Here is a 20,851-nt window from a genome sequence, read left to right as displayed (position 1 = left end):
ATACGGTTGTGCCGTGATGCCACATCAGATTGCTATTTATTCACAGCAATGTGCAGTAAAGATGGAAATATGATGGCAATGCGGGCTGGTTGCGGGAAGGTTGAACAAAAGGCGGGAAAAATAACCCCGGCACGCAGGCGCGCCGGGGAAGCTGACATTAGTTGTCGATGCCTTTGCTACGCAGATAATCTTCGTAGTTACCGGTGAAGTCGATCACGCGTTCCGGCGTAATCTCAATCACGCGGGTGGCGAGCGAGCTGACGAACTCACGGTCGTGAGAGACGAAGATCAGAGTGCCCTGATACATCTCCAGCGCCATGTTCAGCGATTCAATCGATTCCATATCCAGGTGGTTGGTTGGTTCATCCATCACCAGAATGTTCGGTTTTTGCATCATCAGCTTACCGAACAGCATGCGACCTTTCTCACCACCGGACAGCACTTTTGCCGGCTTTTTGATATCGTCCTGGCTGAACAGCAAACGACCGAGGATGCTACGCACCGCCTGCTCGTCATCGCCTTCCTGCTTCCACTGACTCATCCAGTCAAAGACCGTCATGTCGTTGTCGAATTCGTACTCGTGATCCTGCGCGTAGTAGCCAATGTGCGCATTCTCAGACCATTTGACGCTACCGCTGGTGGCTTCCAGCTCGCCCACCAGGGTTTTCAGCAGGGTAGATTTACCCACGCCGTTGGTCCCCAGTACCGCCAGCTTCTCACCAACTTCCAGCAGCAGATTAACCCCTTTGAACAGCGGGCCGTTTTCAAAGCCTTTCGACAGCGCTTCCACTTCCAGCGCATTACGGAACAGCTTCTTATCCTGCTCAAAGCGAATGAACGGGTTTTGACGGCTGGAGGCTTTCACTTCATCCAGCTTGATTTTGTCAATCTGGCGGGCGCGCGAAGTCGCCTGACGAGATTTAGAAGCGTTGGCGCTAAAGCGGCTGACGAAGGATTGCAGGTCAGCGATTTGCGCTTTTTTCTTGGCGTTATCGGCCAGCAGGCGTTCGCGCGCCTGGGTCGCGGCGGTCATGTATTCGTCATAGTTACCCGGATAGACGCGCAGTTCACCGTAGTCGAGATCCGCCATATGGGTGCAGACCATGTTCAGGAAGTGACGGTCGTGCGAAATGATAATCATGGTGCTGTCACGCTCGTTCAGCACCTGCTCCAGCCAGCGAATAGTGTCGATGTCGAGGTTGTTCGTCGGTTCATCGAGCAGCAGAATATCCGGGTTAGAAAACAGCGCCTGTGCCAGCAGCACACGCAGCTTCCAGCCAGGAGCCACTTCGCTCATTGGGCCATAATGTTGCTCGACCGGGATCCCGACACCCAACAGCAGTTCACCGGCGCGGGCTTCAGCAGAATAGCCGTCCATTTCGCCGTAAGTGACTTCCAGATCGGCCACTTTGTAGCCGTCTTCTTCGGTCATTTCGGCCAGAGAATAGATGCGGTCGCGTTCCTGTTTCACTTCCCACAGCTCGCCGTGGCCCATGATGACCGTATCCAGCACGGTGAATTCTTCAAAGGCGAATTGGTCCTGACGCAGCTTACCGATACGTTCATTCGGATCGAGGGAAACGTTGCCCAGCGTCGACTCAAGGTCGCCACCGAGGATCTTCATAAAGGTGGATTTACCGCTACCGTTAGCGCCAATCAGGCCGTAACGGTTGCCGCCGCCAAATTTGACGGAGATATTTTCGAACAGCGGCTTACTGCCAAACTGCATGGTGACGTTGCTGGATACTAGCACGGGGTTATCCTGAAAAAGAGAATGAGAAGTGTGATACATCGGACATTATGCCAGCAAAACCATCACTTTTCACGGTTTGCCATAAAATCATAGGCACAGTCTGTGGTACGGTCTCCGTAATATTGCCCAATTTTTGTGCCTGAAACCTGATTTTTCCCTCAATCTGGAAGGAACCTATGACGACATACTCGCGCCATCCGGCATTCTTATCGCTCCAGGGCGGGATCAATTTTCGCGATCTCGGCGGTGTGTCCACCGTCGACGGTCGCCGTCTGCGCCAGGGAAAATTACTGCGCTCCGGCTCGTTGCATATGCTGACCGCCGAAGACCTTGGCCATCTGGACACCCTACCGCTGACTCAGGTTATTGATTACCGCGATCCGCATGAAGCACAGCGCAGCCCCGATAAACTCAATGGCCGCGCCAGCTATCTCAATGCCCCTGCAAATCCACTTACGCCGTATGTTGATGCCAAAGTCACGGAGCTGAATGCCGCCACGCTGAATGCCATAGATGGCGAACAGTTTATGCTGCAACTCTATCGTCATCTGCCGTTCAACAATGCCGCCTACCGCCAGTTGACCGATTGGCTGATGCAGCCGTTCGAGGGGGCGCTGCTGCAGCACTGCGCGGTGGGGAAAGATCGCACCGGCGTAGGCTGCGCGCTGACGCTGTTCGCCCTCGGCTGCGATAGCCATACTGTAATGGAGGAGTATCTGCTGACCCACGGCATGTTAAGCCAGGTCGAAGCCCATCTGCGCGACACGCTCGGCGATGAACTGAACGATCGTGGGCGGCAGAATCTGACGGACATCATCGCGGTACGCGAGTCCTATCTCGCGGCGGCGCTGTCAGCCATTCATGAGCGTTATGCTAGTGTCGACCTCTGGCTGGAGCAGGAGTATCAACTGACGCCACAGGCGCGAGAGGCGCTGCGCTCAAGGCTTCTGGAGGGATAGTCATCCTGTTTTATCGCATCACGCGATCTCAGGATTGATCAGGCCTGCGCACGAGACTTGAAACAACCGGCAAAAAAGTGTGATTTCGTACACATCTGATTTCCCTGTTGGCGGGAATGCACATATAATGCGCTCCCATCTATTAGCTGAATAATCTGACAAAGGCCTGTGTGGCTTTGACACTGCACACGACATAACGAATATGAAAATATCGACACTTTTAGCGGCAGCCTTCGCTCTCGTTGGCTTTTGCAACACTGCCTCCGCAGTGACTTATCCGCTACCGACCGACGGTAGCCGACTGATTGGTCAGAACCAGGTCATTACGGTTCCTGAAAACAATAAACAGCCGCTGGAGTATTTCGCCGCGAAATATCAGATGGGGCTGTCCAACATGCTGGAAGCGAACCCGGGCGTGGACACCTACCTGCCGAAAGGCGGTACCGTCCTGAATATCCCGCAGCAGCTGATTCTGCCGGACACCGTCCATGAAGGCATCGTGATCAACAGCGCGGAAATGCGTCTTTACTACTACCCGAAAGGCACCAATACCGTGATCGTACTGCCGATCGGTATCGGCCAGTTGGGTAAAGATACGCCGATCAAATGGGTCACCAAAGTAGAACGTAAGAAAGCAGGCCCGACCTGGACTCCGACGGCGAAAATGCACGCAGAATATGCGGCTGATGGTAACCCGCTGCCAGCCGTTGTCCCTGCTGGTCCGGATAACCCGATGGGCCTGTACGCACTGTACATTGGTCGTCTGTACGCCATCCATGGTACCAACGCTAACTTTGGTATCGGTCTGCGCGTGAGCCACGGCTGCGTTCGTCTGCGTAACGAAGACATCAAATTCCTGTTTGAAAACGTGCCGGTCAATACCCGCGTTGAATTTATCGATGAGCCGGTAAAAGCAACCACCGAGCCAGATGGCAGCCGCTATGTGGAAGTCCATAATCCACTGTCCACGACGGAAGCACAGTTCCAGGACGGCGAAGTGGTACCGATTACGCTGACCAAAGAAGTTCAGGCGGTCACCGGTCAGCCTGATGTTGATCAAAATGTGGTTGAGCAGGCAGTCCAGAACCGTTCCGGTATGCCGATTCGTCTGAACTAAGCCTTGCCGCAACGGCCTGATAAAGGCGGCTCTGGCGACGGATGCCCGTCCGCTGGCTGATAGAAAAAGGGTTCATGTTAATCATGAACCCTTTTTTAATGGTAGGCGTACAGCGCGAAGCCTCTGCCATAATCTGCTCTTCCCCGTGGGCCAGGGACTGTTCCACCACCAGTTAAGTTTCCATATTGTCAACTTTATGCAAAGTGCCGTATACTGTTTCCATAATGGAAACGGGAGGTAGGGACGTGCACGTTGTATCAAGAGCCCCTTTTGAGGAAGCTGCGAGACAATATCCAAATGATGCGACCGCGCTGGACGATACCTACCGGACGTTGAAGCGGCTCATTGTGGACAGTCCGGATGAGCTAAAAAAGTACTTTGCCAGTCTGGATCGCATGAAATACAGGGAGAAATGGTGGGTTATCAATATCGGCGGTAACCACTTACGGATGATATTTTTTGCTGATTTTGAACGAGGCAAAATATTTGTTAAGCATATCGCCTCCCACCCAGAATATGACCGACTCACCAAATATTATCGGGAGCACAAAGAATGATTTTCAGCGAAGCAATCAAAGCCGCGAATGATCTGGCCAGCATTGTTCCTTTGCTCGGGGGGAGTACTTCCCGCAAGGACTATGACGAAGCGGTCCGGCTGGTTGAGTACCTGCTGGAAAACGAACCTGACAGCCCGCTTGTGGACATGCTGACGGCTAAAATCGATGCCTATGAAGATTCCGCACCGGAATTCGAAGAGTACAACGCCCGAGTCGCAGCAGGTAAACATGGCGTCTCTCTGCTGCGGGTTCTCATGGAGCAGCATGGCCTGTCGCAGTCTGATTTTGAGAACGAAATTGGCAAAAAATCGCTGGTCAGCCGGGTACTCAGCGGCGAGCGGAGTCTGACTCTGGATCATATGAGGGCGCTGGCTAACCGATTTAAAATCCCCGTTTCGATGTTTGTCGATTAACCAGATAAAACCACTGTAAATCCTCGCCCTGGACGGGGCGAGAGTGCGTCCCGCGAAGACAAAATATCGCACGCCTGCTCCGCGAAAAGAGCAGGCTGCGGAACCCACCGCCAAAACCCCATGGTAAACGGCAACATCAGGCCTGATGCCCGCCCTTTTCTACCCGTTGTTGACCAGAATAATCCCGCCATGATCGTAGCGGTAATGGCAGTGGGCGTACTCTAGCGGCGTCCCGTCTTCCAGATAGATCACCTGCTCGACGCCCAGCACCGGGTCGCTCTCAGTACAACAGAGATACTGCTGATCCAGCGTATCCGGCTTCATGGCCCGCACCACCCGATGCGACCCCATCAGTTTCAGCCCCAGCGTCTCCTGGACGTAGCGAAACACCGAGCTTTCCAGATGGCTTTTATTCAGCCCTGGAACCAATGCCACCGGCATCACCGTCATATCCAGCGACACCGGTTCGCCATTCAGCACCCGCAAGCGGACAAAATCATAGACCGGCGCATCAGCATCGATCAGCAGCGAGCTTTGCTCCTTTTCCGTGGCAAAGCGCAGCTCAAAGCGGATGATCTGGCTGGTCACCTCGCCCAGATGCTCCCAGGTTTTGGTGGCACCAAAGTAGTCGCTCCCCGGCAGTTCCCACTGCGTAAGCTGGAGAAAGTTCTTGCGCACGAAGGTCCCCTGCCCCTTGCGGGTATAGATAAGCCCTTCAACGATCAGCTGGCGGATGGCCTGCTGGATGGTCATCCTGCTGGTGTTAAATTCCGCTGCCAGCGCAAACTGGTCGGGTAACGGGGCGCTGGCGGGATACTGCTGGCTGATAATTCGCTTCTTAATTTCCCGCGCGATCGCAAGATACTTCGCCGTCATTCCCCGTCCTTTTATTGATTGTTTTTACTGGTCTTTCTCTGTTCTCAGATGCGAACAAAGGCAGGCCTAAGCATACACCAAATGCCTGCCTGTCGCTCTGCCTCTACATATCCTGACCCTGGCTACGAATCGCCTGTTTTAACCAGGCATAGCTTTTCTTCGGCACCCGCTTCAGGTCTTTCAGGTCATGATTCTCGCGATTCACGTACACAACGCCGTAGCGCTTGCGCATATCGCCCTGCGAACTAAGGATATCAATCAATCCCCATCCCAGATAACCGATCACCTCGGCGCCATCTTCAAACATCGCCTCTTTCATCGCGTTAATGTGATCGCGGTGATAGGCAATACGGTAATCATCTGCCACCGGCGTTTCGCCATCCCAGGACTCAATCACGCCGATACCGTTTTCAATCGGGAACACCGGCAGCCGCCAGTCGTTGTAATAGCGGGTAATGATCATCCGAAAACCGAGCGGGTCGATCTGCCAGTTCCATTCGGTCGCTTTCAGCCAGGGATTAGGCTTGTCGCCGGACAACATATAATAATTCACCGGCGTACCTGCAGGCAGCGGATCGCTGTCGAGAGTGCGGCTGGCATAGTAGCTGAAGGCCAGATAGTCGACTTTCACCGTCGCCATCAGCGCCAGATCGTCCTCGCGATAGATGTCGCTAAACCCCTCTTTTGCCACAAAGTGCATCACTTCCGGACTGTAACCTTCCCCGGCAAAAGCACGCAGCAGGTTCTGATTGAAGAACTCATCCAACTGCTGGGCGCAGAGTACATCCCGCGGTTTACAGGTCGCCGGATAGACCTGGGCATGCGCCAGCATGCCGCCCATCAGGCACTGCGGCTTCGCCTGATGCAAATAGTCAGTCAGCTGCACATGGGCCATCATGACATGGTGCTGAATCTGGTACAGCTCGCGCAGAGTTTTCTCGCCACGCAGGTAGCCGGTGATCAGAAACGCCTCTGGCATATGGTAGAGATTCTGCTCGTTAAAGGTCAGCCAGTACTTCACCTTATCGCCATAGCACGCGATCATCTTCTGCCCATAACGGATGAACGCCTCCATCACCCGACGGTCGGCGAAACCGTTATAGCGCTCCGCCAGCGACAGCGGCATATCGAAGTGATACAGGCAGATCATCGGCTCAATACCGCGGGCGATCAGCTCGTCGATAAACTGATGGTAGAAGGCGATCCCCTCCTCATTAAACTCACCGTCTCCCTCAGGACACACCCGGCTCCAGGCAATCTGGAAGCGATAGCAGTTCATGCCGAGGTCCTGCATCAGATCGAAATCTTCCCGGTAACGATGATAGGAGTCGGTGGCTACCTTCCAGTCAGAGGCAAATTCGGCAGGCTCGCGAATGTCGTACACCGACATCCCTTTGCCGCCTTCATTCCATGCCCCTTCCGTTTGCATGCTGGAGACCGAGTTACCCCACAAAAAATCAGCCGGCAGTGCTTTGTTCATCTCTCGCCCCTATATGACTAGTCATTTAAATTTCATGACTAGTCATATAGCTGAAATCCCTGAGGCTGGCAAATAAAGGATCGTTTTTTGTGAGCGGCACAAATAAAAAACGCCGGATCGGCGTAAACCGATCCGGCGTGCGATCTGCGCCCCCGGCGAGGGCACGACGGTCGTTTATTGTTGCGCGAGCTGATCGCGACGATATTCGCCCTGACGCTCCAGCATCCAACCCGGATATTCCCGCGGCAACGCGCTGACGGCATCGAGCTGCGCCAGCTCTTCCTGGCTCAGACGAATATCGACCGCGGCGAGATTATCCGCCAGCTGTTCGCGCCGTTTGGCGCCGATAATCACGCTGCTGACCGCCGGCTGATGCAGCAGCCAGGCAAGAGCGACCTGGGCCACCGACACCCCTTTGGCTCCGGCTATCTCCCGCATCACATCGATGCAGTCAAACGCTCGCTCTTTTTCCACCGGCGGGAAATCAAAGGTCTGACGACGACCGCCGTCTTCCCCCTGCCCGTCGCGATCGTACTTGCCGCTTAGCAGCCCCCCGGCCAGCGGGCTCCAGACCATCAATCCAAGCCCTTCGCTCTGCATCATCGGCACCAGTTCACGCTCCAGATCGCGCCCGGCAATGGTGTAGTAGGCCTGCAGCGAGGCAAAGCGCGACAGTCCCAGCCGTTCGGAAATCCCCAACGCTTTAACGATTTGCCAGGCCGCCCAGTTCGACACGCCGATATAGCGCACGTGCCCCTGCTGCACCAGATTATCCAGGGCATACAGCGTCTCTTCGATAGGTGTCGCCGGATCAAAGCCATGCAGTTGATACAGGTCGATGTGATCGAGCTGTAGCCGCCGCAGGCTCTCTTTGATGCTGCCCATGATGTGATAGCGGGAACTGCCGCGGGAATTGACGCCGGCGGTACCGGTTTCCCCGAAGACTTTGGTCGCCACCACCACGTTCTCACGCGGGATTTTCAGGTTTTTCAGCGCCTGGCCGGTTAACATTTCCGAACGGCCTTCAGAATAGACGTTTGCCGTATCAATAAAGTTAATGCCTGCATCCAGCGCGCTGCCCACCAGCTGTTCGGCTTCGGCCTGGCGCAGTTGACCGATTTTGCCCCACATGCCGCCTTCGCCGCCAAAGGTCATCGTGCCCAGGCACAGCTCCGAGACAAACAGACCGGTGTTTCCTAGTTTTTGATAACGCATTGCACTCTCCTCATCAGGATGTTTACGCTCAGCGTGTTAGTTATACGCCAGAGTGAGAGAGTGCGAATGTGATGATTCTGTCTGTTTCTTGCCCAATTCTCTGAACATCAGGCAACGCAGTGCAGCAGGAGATACCCCACCAGCGCCGCCCACAGCAGCATCGGCAGAGAATAAAGGTGGAAACGCCACCAGATCCGCCGGTCTGAGGCCATGCGTAGCGCAATAAGATTCGCCAGCGAGCCGGGCAGCAGACCAAAGCCGCCAACGTTAACCGCCCAGGCCAGCAGCGTTGAAGGGGGAACATAGTTGAGCAGCAAAATAGTGGAAGGTACGTTGCTGATAAACTGCGACAGTCCGATAGACGTCAGCCACAGACCGCCCGCTGACAGCTGGCCGACGCCGCTCAGAACCTGGTGCAGAGCGGGAAGCTGAGTCAGCAGGTGAACGTCGATGAACATCACCATAAAGACCAGTAGCAGCGACCAGTCGACGTGGATAATCACCGCGCGCGCCAGCAGCAGGAAGCCGAGGACAATCAGCCCCAACCCCCACAGCTCAAGCTTCATTTCTAATGCTGCCAGGAAGACCAGATAAAACGCCAGGCAGCTCCATACCAGCTTTGGCTGCCACGACGGCGTCCGGTCCGAATGTTGAAAATGCAGTCGGGTAGCGGAAAAACAACACCAGCACAGCACCAGCAGCGTCAACATCATCGCTACCGCCAGCGGCAGCATCTGCCCGATAAAGCCCAGGAAACTGAGGCCCGAACGCCCCCATAACAAGATATTTTGCGGATTACCGATCGGCGTTAACAGCGAGCCGGCGTTGACCGCCAGCGCCTCAAAAATAATCAGCCGGTTCACCGGGATCGCACACCACTTCTTCAGGGTGAGCGTTAACGGTACGACGATAAACAACGCCACATCGTTGGTCAGAAAGGTCGAGAGCAGCGCCGCCGCCAGCACCATAAACAATGCCAGTTGCCGCTCTGTTGCAAACCGGCGCGCCATTTTGCGGCCCAGCACATCAAAATAGCCGCTGAGTTCAATCCCTTTGGTCAGCAGCATCAGCCCGCTGAGCGTGATAATCGTGTGCCAGTCGATGGCCTGAGGCCAGCTTTTGGGCGCAAAGGGCACAAAAAAGCTTAAGCCGCAGGCAACGATCAGCAGCAGATGCAAAAAGCGGTCGCGAGCCAGCGACTGAACAAAGGGCAGGTTCATTCGCCTTGCGACCCGTGTTTCAGGGTGAACTGATGAAATGCTACCAGGGTTTCTTCACTGACGTGGTGCTCCATCCCTTCGGCATCGCGGCGGGCGATCTCCGGGCTGACGCCGAGCACCAGCAGGAAATTTTCGACGATCTGGTGCCGTTCGCGGCTCTCGTGGGCCAGCTTCTCACCTTCCGGAGTTAAGAATACACCCCGCCACGGGATCTGTTCGATCAGGCCAACGCTGGCCAGTCGTTTGAGCATTTTCGCGACCGTCGGCTGCGATACCCCCAGACGTGCGGCCATATCCACCTGACGGGCTTCACCCACTTCACGAATCAGGTCGGAAATCAGCTCGACATAGTCATCAATCAGCTCCCGACGGTGGGCTTCACGCACCTGGCGAAACCCTTCAACGTGTTCTTCGACATTAACAAGCTGCGTCACTTTTTTTGTTATAGGTTTACCCGCGCGACGGTTCATTGTGCTTCCTCATACCAGTGACGCATCAAGCATCATCTCAAAAGATCCCCATTGTAAATGATTGGGCCCGTAGCACAAAAAATTAACGTTTTAGCCATAGCTATAAGATATAGCCTGTGCTATATCTGTATGTAATGCAGACATCCTTCAAGGAGCGAAGGGCGAAACTACAGGAGGTCCCATGAACGAATTTAAGAGGTGTTTACGCGTGTTTACTCATTCCCCATTCAAGGTTCGCTTAATGCTGATTAGCATGCTGTGCGACATGATGAACGGCAAAAATCGTCAGCAAAAACCCAACCAGTAACGCGGCGTCGCGGCACGCCGCTTCATTTTTCCGTCATAATTGGCCGTCATACTGTCTCGTTCCACCTTTTTCCCGCCACTTTTTTCAAGTTTTGTAAGCTTTCTCTCAAAACAATCCGTTATGCCTGGTTGACCTTATCATTTGCAAGCCCTATCGTTTGTCAGCCCTGCCACTACTGCGGCTCACAGAGACCCTCTTCAGGCACTGTCCAGCAGGTTTTACCCCTTGATGCCAGGGGATGCACATGGCGTCTTTTTGATTACTAACTATGAATGTCACCCTGAAAGAAACGCTGGTCGCCCGGGGATTAGTCCCCAATCCATGGACAGGATTTTATTTTTTACAGTCTCTGTTAATTAACCTGGCCCTCGGCTACGAATTTAGTCTGCTCTATACCGTCGCTTTTACATGCGTGCTACATCTGCTGTGGCGCACGTTCCCGCGCGCGCAAAAAGTCGTGGTGGGATGCTATTCCCTGCTCGCCGCACTCTACTATCCATTCGGGCAGGCCTACGGCGCGCCCAACTTCAATACGCTGCTGGCGCTACATGCCACCAACGTCGAAGAGTCGACGGAAATTCTGACCATTTTCCCCTGGTACAACTACCTGCTGGCGGTCTTTATTTTTGCGCTCGGCGTGATTGCCGTGCGCCGTAAACCGGAAGAACCCAAACGCCTGAATAAAGTAGAAATACTCGGCGTGCTGTTCAGTATCGCGATTTTCTTCCTGCAGCCGGTGCAGAATCTGGCCTGGGGCGGCGTGTTTAAAGTGATCGATACCGGCTACCCTGCCTTTCGCTTCGTGAAAGACGTGGTGGTCAATAATAATGAAGTGCGGGATGAGCAGTCGCGTATGGCGCAGCTCGCCAACATGAAAGACAGCTGGCACGTGATGGCGGTCAAACCCAAATACCATCTCTATGTGGTGGTGATCGGGGAAAGCGCGCGCCGTGATGCGCTCGGGGCCTTTGGCGGACACTGGGACAATACACCGTTTGCCAGTTCCGTAAATGGCTACCTGTTTAATGACTACATTGCCGCCAGCGGCTCGACGCAAAAATCACTTGGGTTGACGCTCAATCGGGTCGTCGACGGGAAACCGCTGTATCAGGATAACTTTGTTACCCTGGCGAACCGCGCAGGCTTTCAGACGTGGTGGTTTTCCAATCAGGGGCAAATTGGCGAATACGATACGGCGATCGCCAGCATTGCTAAACGCGCGGATGAGGTACAGTTCCTCAAAAACGGCGATTTTGAAGCCAATAAAAACACTCAGGATGAGCAGCTCTTAAAGCTGACTGAACAGGTGCTCTCGGTGCAGCGCACTCAGCCGCAGCTGATCGTTCTGCATTTGATGGGGTCGCATCCGCAGGCCTGCGATCGTACCAAGGGCAAATATACCGTCTTCGTACAATCGAAAGAAACCTCCTGTTACCTCTACAGCATGACGCAAACCGATGCGCTGCTGGGCAAGCTCTATCATCAACTGCAAAATTCTGGCGATAGCTTCTCGATGACCTATTTTTCCGATCACGGTCTGGCCTTTAAAGAGCGTGGCAAAGAAGTTCAGTACCTGGCGCACGACGACAAGTATCAGCAAAACTTCCAGGTGCCGTTTATGGTGTTATCCAGCGATGATAAAGCGCATAAGGTCATTAAGGCCCAGCGTTCTGCCAACGATTTCCTCGCCTTTTTCTCGCAGTGGACCGGGATAAGCGCCCAGGAGATTACCCCACGCTATCGTTTTATCTCTGAACAGCGTGCCGGACCAACCTTTATCACCAACTTCCAGTTGCAGAAGGTGGAGTATAGCCATCTGGGTACTGACGCCTTCACCATTCGCTAACGCCGCTCGCCGCTAACCGCCTGAAATCAGCCAGATTTCAGGCAAAAAAAATCCGCCTCTGTGAGGCGGATTTTTTATATCACCGAAGTGATTAGAAGCTGTAACCAACGCCAGCGATCCAGGTACCAACGTCAACGTTACGAATACGAGACTGCTCGTAGGAGAAGTCCAGAGCAACGTTTTCGATCGGGTTGAACTGCATACCAGCACCGTAGGAGAAACCGTAGTCGCTCATGTCGTGCTTGTTCGGGTAGCTGTTGTCCTGGAATTTACCGTGGCCAAGACCAACAACACCGTAGATGCTAGCCCAGTCGTTCAGACGGTAAGCCGGACCTGCAGTGATACCGTAGTACTGGCCTTTCTGGTAAACGCCGCCTTCGGTACGATCTTTTTCAGTGTAGGTGAAGGAACCGATAACACCCAGCGGGCTATTGTCTTGCTCGTAACGGTACTTCAGGTTGAAACCGCCTGCTTTGTTGGCTTCACCCTGCATGTCGCTCTGCGCATAACCACCGGTAACGGTAGAAGTTGCAGCGAAAGCGGTACCTACGGATGCTGCCAGTACAACAGCCAGTGCTGAAAAACGTGCAATTTTATTCATAACCACCTCAAATGTGTTTCTAATAAGTCCTAAGCTTTAAATATATCAAAAACTTTCGAGAAACTCTTTTCACTTTACACTGTCTAACAGTGCTTTTCCTGTAACCAAAAGTTTCCGCAATTTTGTAACAATCTGGAAAACAACCGTTTTAATCGAAGACCCTGCTATTAACGCGCATTACTCACAGGGCGTGCATCCAGATAATTCCTAATCTGATAGTCGTTTAATCTACCTGTTACACAGCATTGTACGCATCTCGTCTGCGTTTTTTTCAACAATAGCTAAACCGTATAAGTGTTCTTCATTTACACTGGAACCTTTACCTCATTTGACAAACCCTGACAGGAGAAAGGATGCCCGGCTCGTCCCGCAAAGTACCGGCATGGCTGCCGATATTGGTTATTTTAATCGCGATGGTTTCTATTCAGAGCGGTGCATCGTTAGCAAAATCACTGTTCCCGCTCGTCGGCGCACCGGGCGTCACCGCGTTGCGTCTGGCGCTAGGCACGCTCATTCTGGCGATCGTCTTCAAGCCCTGGCGTCTGCGCTTTACCGCAGAGCAACGCCTGCCGTTGCTCTTTTACGGCATCTCGCTGGGGGCGATGAACTACCTCTTCTATTTATCCATTCAACGTATTCCGCTGGGGATTGCGGTAGCGCTCGAGTTTACCGGCCCGCTGGCGGTTGCGTTATTTGGCTCGCGGCGTCCGCTCGATTTCGTGTGGGTAGTTCTGGCGGTGCTGGGGCTGTGGTTTTTGCTGCCGCTGGGGCAAGATGTCGCCCAGATTGATCTGACAGGGGCATTGCTGGCGCTCGGCGCCGGAACCTGCTGGGCGGTCTATATCCTGACCGGTCAGCGCGCCGGGGAAGAACACGGACCGGCCACGGTAGCCATGGGATCGCTGATTGCATCGGTGATCTTTGTGCCGCTCGGCATGATCCAGGCCAGCGATACGCTGTTCCAGTGGGCCCTGCTGCCGTTGGGCCTGGCTATCGCAATACTCTCTACGGCGCTGCCTTATTCGCTGGAGATGATTGCCCTCACCCGTATGCCCACCCGAACCTTCGGTACCTTGATGAGTATGGAGCCGGCCCTCGCCGCCCTTTCCGGGATGGTATTCCTCGGTGAGACGCTGACGGCAACGCAAACCCTGGCTCTGGGGGCAATTATTCTTGCCTCGATGGGCTCGACCTTAACCATGCGTCGGGACAGCAAAATCGAAAAAGTCGATATCAGCTAACGTTGCCGGCCGCTCTGCATAGCCACAGGAGCCATGCAGAGCGGCAATATTCACAGTTAATCCATTGATTTTATATACTTTATAGAACAGTCAACAACTCTACGCTATCAAACCGATAGAGACTACCGCCCTCCGCGTTGCCCAATCCGTTGTTATAATGAGTCTCATCAGTGACCGACTACACTTACTCCGGTCAATGCAAAATTGATGTATGACGAGTTTCAATATCAAGAGGAATGACACGATGACGACTGCAAAACTGGTTAAAACGAAAGCATCCAACCTGCTCTATACCCGCAACGATGTGGCAGATCAGGAGAAGAAGGCCACCATTGAGCTGCTCAATCGTCAGGTCGTCCAGTTCATCGACCTGTCGCTGATTACCAAACAGGCCCACTGGAATATGCGCGGCGCTAACTTTATCGCCGTCCATGAAATGCTCGACGGTTTCCGCACCGCGCTGACAGAGCATCTCGATACCATGGCAGAACGTGCCGTCCAGCTTGGTGGCGTCGCGCTGGGCACCACCCAGGTGATTAACAGCCAGACCCCGCTGAAAAGCTATCCGCTGGATATTCACACCGTTCAGGATCACCTGAAAGAACTGGCCGATCGTTACGCCATTGTGGCCAATGACGTGCGTAAAGCGATCGCAGAAACTAAAGACGAAGACACCGCCGATATCTTCACCGCGGCATCTCGCGATCTGGATAAATTCCTGTGGTTCATTGAAGCCAATATCGCCTAATATCCGCCTGTCGCCGTCAGCATCGCTGGCGGCTTTTCAGATTATCCTCAGAGATTCGTCTTTTTATCCCCTCCGCCGTTATCCGCACCATTTCAGTGCATGACATTGAACAAAATGCGCACTAAAGTAAATCAATTGTAATAATTACCTCACACAATCGTTACGGCAAGATTGTTTCCACCTGCTGTTTGCGTTAAAAATGCACTTGTTAAGCGATGCGTTAATGACGCACCAAAACGACGCCCCACAACGGTGCATTTGCCGTTCTTTTTACCCTAAATCGTGCAACAGGATTCGCTTCGTTTGTTATAAAACAACAAGTTGTAAAACTGGCACGATTTTTTCATATGGTTACCCGTTCTCGCAGGGGATCGTCCCGTGGATATAAAAGGAAATGCTATGAAGTCTGTATTTAAAGTTTCACTGGCTGCACTGACCCTGGCTTTTGCGGTTTCTTCCCAGGCCGCTGAAAAGCAACTGATTGTTGCAACCGATACGGCGTTTGTTCCGTTTGAATTTAAACAAGGTGATAAATACGTCGGCTTCGACGTTGACCTGTGGGCCGCGATCGCGAAAGAGCTGAAACTGGACTACACCCTGAAGCCAATGGATTTCAGCGGCATCATCCCGGCGCTGCAAACCAAAAATATCGACCTCGCGCTGGCGGGGATTACCATTACTGAAGAACGCAAGAAAGCGATCGAATTCTCCGATGGCTACTATAAGAGCGGTCTGCTGGTGATGGTGAAAGCTGACAACAACGACATCAAAGACGTGAAAGACCTGAACGGTAAAGTGGTCGCAGTTAAAGGCGGCACCGGTTCCGTTGACTATGCCAAAGCCAACATCAAGACCAAAGACCTGCGTCAGTTCCCGAACATCGATAACGCCTATATGGAGTTAGGTACCGGACGTGCCGATGCGGTCCTGCATGACACCCCGAACATCCTCTACTTCATCAAAACCGCTGGCCAGGGCAAATTCAAAGCTGTCGGAAGCTCTCTGGAAGCGCAAGACTACGGTATCGCCTTCCCGAAAGGCAGCGACGAACTGCGTGAAAAGGTGAACGGCGCGCTGAAAACACTGCGTGAAAACGGCACCTACAACGAAATTTATAAAAAATGGTTCGGTACTGAGCCAAAATAATAATCAGCATCTCTTCTTACAGGTCTGCTGAGGTTTGGCTCCCCGGATATCGCCACAATCCGCTATCCGGGCATCATCTCACCGCAGACCTGAGTCATTTTTTCACAGAGGGTGACCTCTGTTGTTCGACACGGTAACAGGAACACATTATGCAGTTTGACTGGAGTGCCATCTGGCCCGCCATTCCAATTTTGCTGGAAGGCGCCAAAATGACGCTGTGGATTTCCGTCCTCGGCCTGGCTGGCGGCTTGATAATCGGCCTCGTCGCCGGTTTCGCCCGCTGCTTTGGCGGTTGGATTGCGAACCACGTCGCGTTAGTCTTCATTGAGATCATCCGCGGCACCCCCATCGTCGTCCAGGTCATGTTTATCTACTTCGCCTTGCCAATGGCGTTTAATGATTTACGTATTGACCCGTTCTCGGCGGCGGTGGTGACGATCATGATCAACTCCGGTGCCTATATCGCAGAAATCACCCGCGGGGCGGTGCTCTCTATCCACAAAGGCTTCCGTGAAGCTGGTCTGGCCCTCGGCCTGTCCCGTCGCGAAACCATCCGCCACGTGATTCTGCCGTTGGCGCTGCGCCGTATGCTGCCGCCGCTGGGTAACCAGTGGATCATCAGCATCAAAGATACCTCGCTGTTTATCGTCATCGGCGTGGCTGAACTGACCCGCCAGGGCCAGGAGATTATTGCCGGTAACTTCCGCGCGCTGGAAATCTGGAGCGCCGTTGCCGTGATTTATCTGATAATCACCCTGGTGTTGAGCTTTATTCTGCGTCGTCTTGAAAGAAGGATGAAAATCCTGTGATTGAATTTAAAAATGTTTCCAAGCACTTTGGCCCGACCAAGGTGCTGCACGATATCGATCTGAAGATCAACAAAGGTGAAGTAGTGGTGATTATCGGGCCGTCCGGTTCCGGCAAATCAACCCTGCTGCGCTGCATCAACAAGCTGGAAGAGATCACCAGCGGTGAACTGATTGTCGATGGTCTGAAGGTCAATGACCCGAAAGTTGACGAGCGCCTGATTCGTCAGGAAGCGGGCATGGTATTCCAGCAGTTTTACCTGTTCCCACATCTGACCGCGCTGGAGAACGTCATGTTCGGGCCGCTGCGCGTGCGTGGTGCCAACAAACAAGCCGCCGAAAAACTGGCGAAAGATCTGCTGGAGAAAGTCGGCCTCGCCGAACGCGCCCACCACTACCCTTCCGAGCTCTCGGGCGGGCAGCAGCAGCGCGTGGCGATCGCCCGAGCCCTTGCGGTGAAGCCAAAAATGATGCTGTTTGATGAACCGACCTCCGCCCTCGATCCGGAGCTGCGCCACGAAGTACTGAAGGTGATGCAGGATCTGGCCGAAGAAGGCATGACCATGGTTATCGTGACCCACGAAATCGGTTTTGCTGAGAAAGTGGCATCGCGGCTGATCTTTATCGATAAAGGGCGAATTGCCGAAGATGGCGACCCACAGGTGCTGGTGAAGAACCCGCCGAGCCCGCGTCTGCGCGAGTTCCTGCAGCACGTCGCCTGATGTCTCCAACGGCTCCCCACCCAGGGGAGCCGCTTTCCAGATTACTCTCACGCCTTTCAACTTCTATACTTAATCGTTTTGAAGAAGAAAGGAGTCTCCCGTGCCGTGGATCCTGTTATTGCTCGCCTCGCTGTTTGCCGCTCCGCTGTCGGCAGCCACGTTGCCAGGCGTTCCGGCGGCCACCGCTGAACAATCACCCGCCAGCAGCGAACCCGACCTTGAGACCAAAAAAGCGGCCTATGCGGCGCTGGCTGACGTGCTGGAAAATGAGCGCGCGCGCAAGGAGCTAATCGACCAGCTCCGCTCCGCAGCCGCCACGCCGCCGCCGGCCAGCACCCCGGCGCTGACGCCGCCGGAAGTGACCGATGAGCGCACGGTACTGGAAAACGTCACTCAGGTTAGCCGCGAATACGGGGAGCGCTTTGCCTCACGGTTCTCGCAACTGTGGCGCAATATCACCGCCTCGACCCACAAACCTTTCCATGCCGACACCTTCCGCAACGCCGCCAGCTACTTCCTGCTGCTGGCCTCGCTGGTATTTGCCTTCTGGTGGCTGGTGCGGCTGGCGGCCCTGCCGTTGTATCGCAAAATGGGCCAGTGGGGACGGCGTAAAAACCACGACCGCAGCAACTGGCTGCACCTCCCGGCAACCATCGCTGGGGCGTTTATCTTCGACCTGCTGCTGCTGGCACTGACGCTGTTTGTCGGCCAGATGCTCAGCGACCGCTTTAACGGCGGTAACCGGACCATCGCCTTCCAGCAAAGTCTGTTTCTCAACGCTTTCGCCCTGATTGAGTTCTTTAAAGCCATACTGCGGCTGATATTCTGCCCGCGGGTAGCGGAACTTCGGCCCTTTGCGATAAGCGATGAGGGGGCAAAATACTGGAACCTGCGCCTGAGCGCGCTCAGTAGCCTGATCGGCTACGGTCTGATCGTGGCGGTGCCGATTATCTCCAACCAGGTCAATGTGCAGGTTGGGGCATTGGCAAACGTGGTCATCATGCTCTGCATCACCTTGTGGGCACTGTACTTAATTTTCCACAATAAAAAGATGATTACCCTGGGGCTTATTCAGCTGGCGGACCGCTCGCTGGCCTTTTTCAGCCTGTTCATCCGCGCGTTTGCGCTGGTCTGGCACTGGCTGGCCTGCGCCTACTTTATCGTGCTGTTTTTCTTTTCGCTCTTCGACCCCGGCAACAGCCTGAAATTTATGATGGGGGCGACGGTGCGCAGCCTGGCTATCATCGGCGCCGCAGCGCTGCTCTCCGGCATTTTGTCACGCTGGATTGCCAAAACCATCACCCTGTCGGCGCAAACGCAGCGTCTTTATCCGGAACTGCAAAAACGCCTCAACGGCTGGATCTCGGTTTCGCTAAAGGCGGCCCGCATCCTGGTGGTCTGCGTCGCTGTAATGCTGCTGTTGAGCGCCTGGGGTCTGTTCGATTTCTGGAACTGGATACAACACGGTGCCGGGCAAAAAGCGGTGGATGTGCTGATCCGCATTGCACTGATCCTCTTTTTCTCCGCCATCGGCTGGACGCTGCTTGCCAGCCTGATTGAGAACCGCCTGGCTTCCGATATTCACGGTCGCCCGCTTCCCGGCGCCCGTGCCCGTACGCTGTTGACGCTGTTTCGCAACGCGCTGGCGGTCATCATCAGCACTATTACGGTCATGATCCTGCTGTCGGAAGTGGGGGTCAATATTGCCCCGCTGCTGGCCGGTGCCGGCGCGCTGGGTCTGGCCATCTCCTTCGGCGCCCAGACGCTGGTGAAAGATATTATCACCGGCATTTTTATCCAGTTTGAGAATGGGATGAACACCGGGGATCTGGTGACTATCGGTCCGTTGACCGGTACCGTGGAGAGAATGTCCATTCGTTCCGTCGGTGTGCGTCAGGATACCGGTGCGTACCATATTATCCCGTGGTCTTCGATCACCACTTTCGCCAACTTCGTACGCGGTATCGGTTCGGTGGTTGCTAACTACGACGTCGACAGACAGGAAGATTTGGATAAAGCCGCTCAGGCCTTGAAAGCGGCGGTAGCGGATGTGATGGATCAGGAGGAGATTCGTGGGCTGGTGATCGGCGAGCCGTCCTATGCCGGGCTGGTCGGCCTGAGCAATACGGCGTTTACGCTGCGGGTCACCTTCACCACCCTGCCGCTGAAACAGTGGACGGTCCGCTTTGCCCTCGACACCCAGGTGAAAAAGCACTTCGACCTGGCCGGGGTTCGCGCACCAGTGCAAACCTATCAGGTGCTGCCGATGCCCGCGGCGATTTCTGCCCCCGGAGCACCGCCGATGCCCTCAGAGCCAACGTAATAGTGTCAGCCCGCCTGGGCTGACCATCGTCGCTGGCTCGCAGGCCAGTATTACAGTGGACGGCGACGTTTGGCCTCATCCATAAAGGTCCAGGCGATAAAGCGACTCTGCTTCTGCCCCTGGGCCATCTCTTTTTTCACCACCTTCACCGCCCCAACGTCGGTCAGTGCACGGTACAACGGCGGCAGGTTATCGCCACGTGAAACCAGCGAGGTAAACCATTTTACCTGGCGACCAAAGACCTGGCTTTCACGGATCATCTGGGTAATGAACGCCACTTCGCCACCTTCACACCACAGCTCCTGCTGCTGGCCGCCGAAGTTCAACACGCTGTCCGTCCCCAGCCCGAGGTTACGGCGCTTGCGCTCACCGCCGGCCTGCGCGCTGGCGGCAGAGTCGTGGAACGGCGGGTTGCATAACGTCGCCTCGAAGGTCTCGTTTTTATGAATAATTCCGCTAAAGATTGCGCCGCTCTCTTTCTGCCGACGCAGACGGATTTGACGACTGAGCCCAGGATTAGCGCTGATGATCGCCTGCGCGCTGGAGAGCGCCTCCTGGCTGATCTCGCTACCGGTGAAACGCCAGCCATACTCATGTACGCCAATCAACGGATAGATTAAGTTGGCACCGGTCCCGACGTCCAGGATGCTGGCATTCTCGGGGATCGTGCCGCTATCCAGCGCCAGCAGGTCGGCCAGATGGTGGATATAATCCGCCCTTCCCGGCACCGGCGGGCATAAAAAGCCGTCCGGAATATCCCAGTGTTTCACCGCGTAAAAGTGCGCCAGTAGGGCCTTATTCAGCGCTTTCACCGCCAGTGGATTGGCAAAATCAATGGTCTGCTCGCCCACGGGATTCAGGGTGATAAAGCCTTGCAGCTCAGGGTGAGCCTGGCATAGCGCGGGCAAGTCATAACGTTGATGGTGACGGTTACGCGGGTGTAATCCCGGTTTCTGGGCTTTCATGGCAATCTCCTTTGAACAGCCGCGTAAGATACCCGTTGACGGCGGCGCGGTAAATAAGGGAGTCTGGATATCTACTCTTCGGTTAC

Annotated in this window: 20 protein-coding genes; 12 read left to right on the top strand and 8 right to left on the bottom strand. The window is 54.5% G+C overall.

Features of this window, described 5'->3' with window-relative positions; genetic code table 11:
* Window positions 1-157 precede the first annotated feature (157 nt).
* Entirely contained in the window at window positions 158-1,753 is a 1,596-nt protein-coding gene (locus tag ACMYSO_RS21755) for an ABC-F family ATPase (RefSeq protein ID WP_123756085.1), read from the bottom strand.
* A gap of 176 nt (window positions 1,754-1,929) precedes the next feature.
* Between ACMYSO_RS21755 and ACMYSO_RS21750 the strand changes: the two genes are divergently transcribed.
* The 4 genes from ACMYSO_RS21750 to ACMYSO_RS21735 all read left to right on the top strand — a co-directional run bounded on the left by ACMYSO_RS21750 (window position 1,930) and on the right by ACMYSO_RS21735 (window position 4,799).
* Complete coding sequence (locus ACMYSO_RS21750) at window positions 1,930-2,712, top strand: tyrosine-protein phosphatase (RefSeq protein ID WP_434667764.1); 783 nt, start codon at window positions 1,930-1,932, stop codon at window positions 2,710-2,712.
* Between the two features lie 202 nt (window positions 2,713-2,914).
* Window positions 2,915-3,829, top strand: a complete 915-nt coding sequence (ldtB, locus tag ACMYSO_RS21745; protein ID WP_434667761.1) for a L,D-transpeptidase — start codon at window positions 2,915-2,917, stop codon at window positions 3,827-3,829.
* Between the two features lie 245 nt (window positions 3,830-4,074).
* Window positions 4,075-4,386: a type II toxin-antitoxin system HigB family toxin gene (locus ACMYSO_RS21740; RefSeq protein ID WP_434667758.1), complete on the top strand. Its 312-nt coding sequence runs from the start codon at window positions 4,075-4,077 to the stop codon at window positions 4,384-4,386.
* Complete coding sequence (locus tag ACMYSO_RS21735) at window positions 4,383-4,799, top strand: helix-turn-helix domain-containing protein (protein ID WP_434667755.1); 417 nt, start codon at window positions 4,383-4,385, stop codon at window positions 4,797-4,799. Before ACMYSO_RS21740 ends, ACMYSO_RS21735 begins: the two co-directional genes overlap by 4 nt.
* A gap of 159 nt (window positions 4,800-4,958) precedes the next feature.
* Here the strand turns inward: ACMYSO_RS21735 and ACMYSO_RS21730 are convergent, their stop codons facing one another.
* From ACMYSO_RS21730 to mntR, 5 genes are all read right to left on the bottom strand, one after another.
* Window positions 4,959-5,675: a GntR family transcriptional regulator gene (locus ACMYSO_RS21730; protein ID WP_434667752.1), complete on the bottom strand. Its 717-nt coding sequence runs from the start codon at window positions 5,673-5,675 to the stop codon at window positions 4,959-4,961.
* A gap of 103 nt (window positions 5,676-5,778) precedes the next feature.
* Window positions 5,779-7,155 (bottom strand): glycoside hydrolase family 1 protein, encoded by a 1,377-nt coding sequence (locus ACMYSO_RS21725; protein ID WP_434667750.1) that lies wholly within the window; start codon window positions 7,153-7,155, stop codon window positions 5,779-5,781.
* A 174-nt stretch (window positions 7,156-7,329) separates the two neighbouring features.
* Entirely contained in the window at window positions 7,330-8,370 is a 1,041-nt protein-coding gene (locus tag ACMYSO_RS21720; RefSeq protein ID WP_434667747.1) for an aldo/keto reductase, read from the bottom strand.
* 107 nt (window positions 8,371-8,477) lie between these two features.
* A complete protein-coding gene (locus ACMYSO_RS21715) occupies window positions 8,478-9,590 on the bottom strand; it encodes an anion transporter (protein ID WP_434667744.1) in 1,113 nt (370 codons plus the stop codon).
* On the bottom strand, window positions 9,587-10,060 hold the full coding sequence (gene mntR / locus ACMYSO_RS21710; RefSeq protein WP_434585812.1) for a manganese-binding transcriptional regulator MntR: 474 nt from the start codon (window positions 10,058-10,060) through the stop codon (window positions 9,587-9,589). The genes ACMYSO_RS21715 and mntR overlap by 4 nt, the downstream gene beginning before the upstream one ends.
* 181 nt (window positions 10,061-10,241) lie before the next feature.
* Between mntR and mntS the strand changes: the two genes are divergently transcribed.
* On the top strand, window positions 10,242-10,367 hold the full coding sequence (gene mntS, locus ACMYSO_RS21705) for a manganase accumulation protein MntS (RefSeq protein ID WP_434585813.1): 126 nt from the start codon (window positions 10,242-10,244) through the stop codon (window positions 10,365-10,367).
* 268 nt (window positions 10,368-10,635) lie between these two features.
* A complete protein-coding gene (locus ACMYSO_RS21700; protein ID WP_434667741.1) occupies window positions 10,636-12,213 on the top strand; it encodes a phosphoethanolamine transferase in 1,578 nt (525 codons plus the stop codon).
* 91 nt (window positions 12,214-12,304) lie between these two features.
* Here ACMYSO_RS21700 and ompX read toward each other — a convergent pair whose 3' ends face one another.
* Complete coding sequence (ompX, locus tag ACMYSO_RS21695; RefSeq protein WP_123756074.1) at window positions 12,305-12,814, bottom strand: outer membrane protein OmpX; 510 nt, start codon at window positions 12,812-12,814, stop codon at window positions 12,305-12,307.
* Between the two features lie 353 nt (window positions 12,815-13,167).
* Between ompX and rhtA the strand changes: the two genes are divergently transcribed.
* From rhtA to ybiO, 6 genes are all read left to right on the top strand, one after another.
* Window positions 13,168-14,055 carry a threonine/homoserine exporter RhtA gene (gene rhtA / locus ACMYSO_RS21690; RefSeq protein WP_434667738.1) on the top strand — a complete coding sequence of 296 codons (888 nt, stop codon included), beginning with the start codon at window positions 13,168-13,170 and terminating at the stop codon, window positions 14,053-14,055.
* Between the two features lie 244 nt (window positions 14,056-14,299).
* Complete coding sequence (gene dps / locus ACMYSO_RS21685; protein WP_123756072.1) at window positions 14,300-14,803, top strand: DNA starvation/stationary phase protection protein Dps; 504 nt, start codon at window positions 14,300-14,302, stop codon at window positions 14,801-14,803.
* Between the two features lie 399 nt (window positions 14,804-15,202).
* Window positions 15,203-15,949 carry a glutamine ABC transporter substrate-binding protein GlnH gene (gene glnH / locus ACMYSO_RS21680; RefSeq protein ID WP_123756071.1) on the top strand — a complete coding sequence of 249 codons (747 nt, stop codon included), beginning with the start codon at window positions 15,203-15,205 and terminating at the stop codon, window positions 15,947-15,949.
* 149 nt (window positions 15,950-16,098) lie between these two features.
* Entirely contained in the window at window positions 16,099-16,758 is a 660-nt protein-coding gene (gene glnP, locus ACMYSO_RS21675; RefSeq protein ID WP_100684049.1) for a glutamine ABC transporter permease GlnP, read from the top strand.
* Window positions 16,755-17,477: a glutamine ABC transporter ATP-binding protein GlnQ gene (gene glnQ, locus ACMYSO_RS21670; protein ID WP_434585816.1), complete on the top strand. Its 723-nt coding sequence runs from the start codon at window positions 16,755-16,757 to the stop codon at window positions 17,475-17,477. Before glnP ends, glnQ begins: the two co-directional genes overlap by 4 nt.
* Before the next feature lie 100 nt (window positions 17,478-17,577).
* Complete coding sequence (gene ybiO, locus ACMYSO_RS21665) at window positions 17,578-19,800, top strand: mechanosensitive channel protein (protein ID WP_434667735.1); 2,223 nt, start codon at window positions 17,578-17,580, stop codon at window positions 19,798-19,800.
* 50 nt (window positions 19,801-19,850) lie between these two features.
* On the opposite strand, the gene rlmF is transcribed toward ybiO, so the two are convergent.
* Entirely contained in the window at window positions 19,851-20,765 is a 915-nt protein-coding gene (rlmF, locus tag ACMYSO_RS21660) for a 23S rRNA (adenine(1618)-N(6))-methyltransferase RlmF (RefSeq protein WP_434667732.1), read from the bottom strand.
* Between the last annotated feature and the right edge of the window lie 86 nt (window positions 20,766-20,851).

It is taken from the genome of Klebsiella sp. B345 (assembly GCF_051131735.1).
Classification (GTDB): Bacteria; Pseudomonadota; Gammaproteobacteria; order Enterobacterales; family Enterobacteriaceae; genus Klebsiella.
Note: the sequence above shows the minus strand (reverse complement) of the source record. Positions and strands in the feature narration are given on the sequence as shown.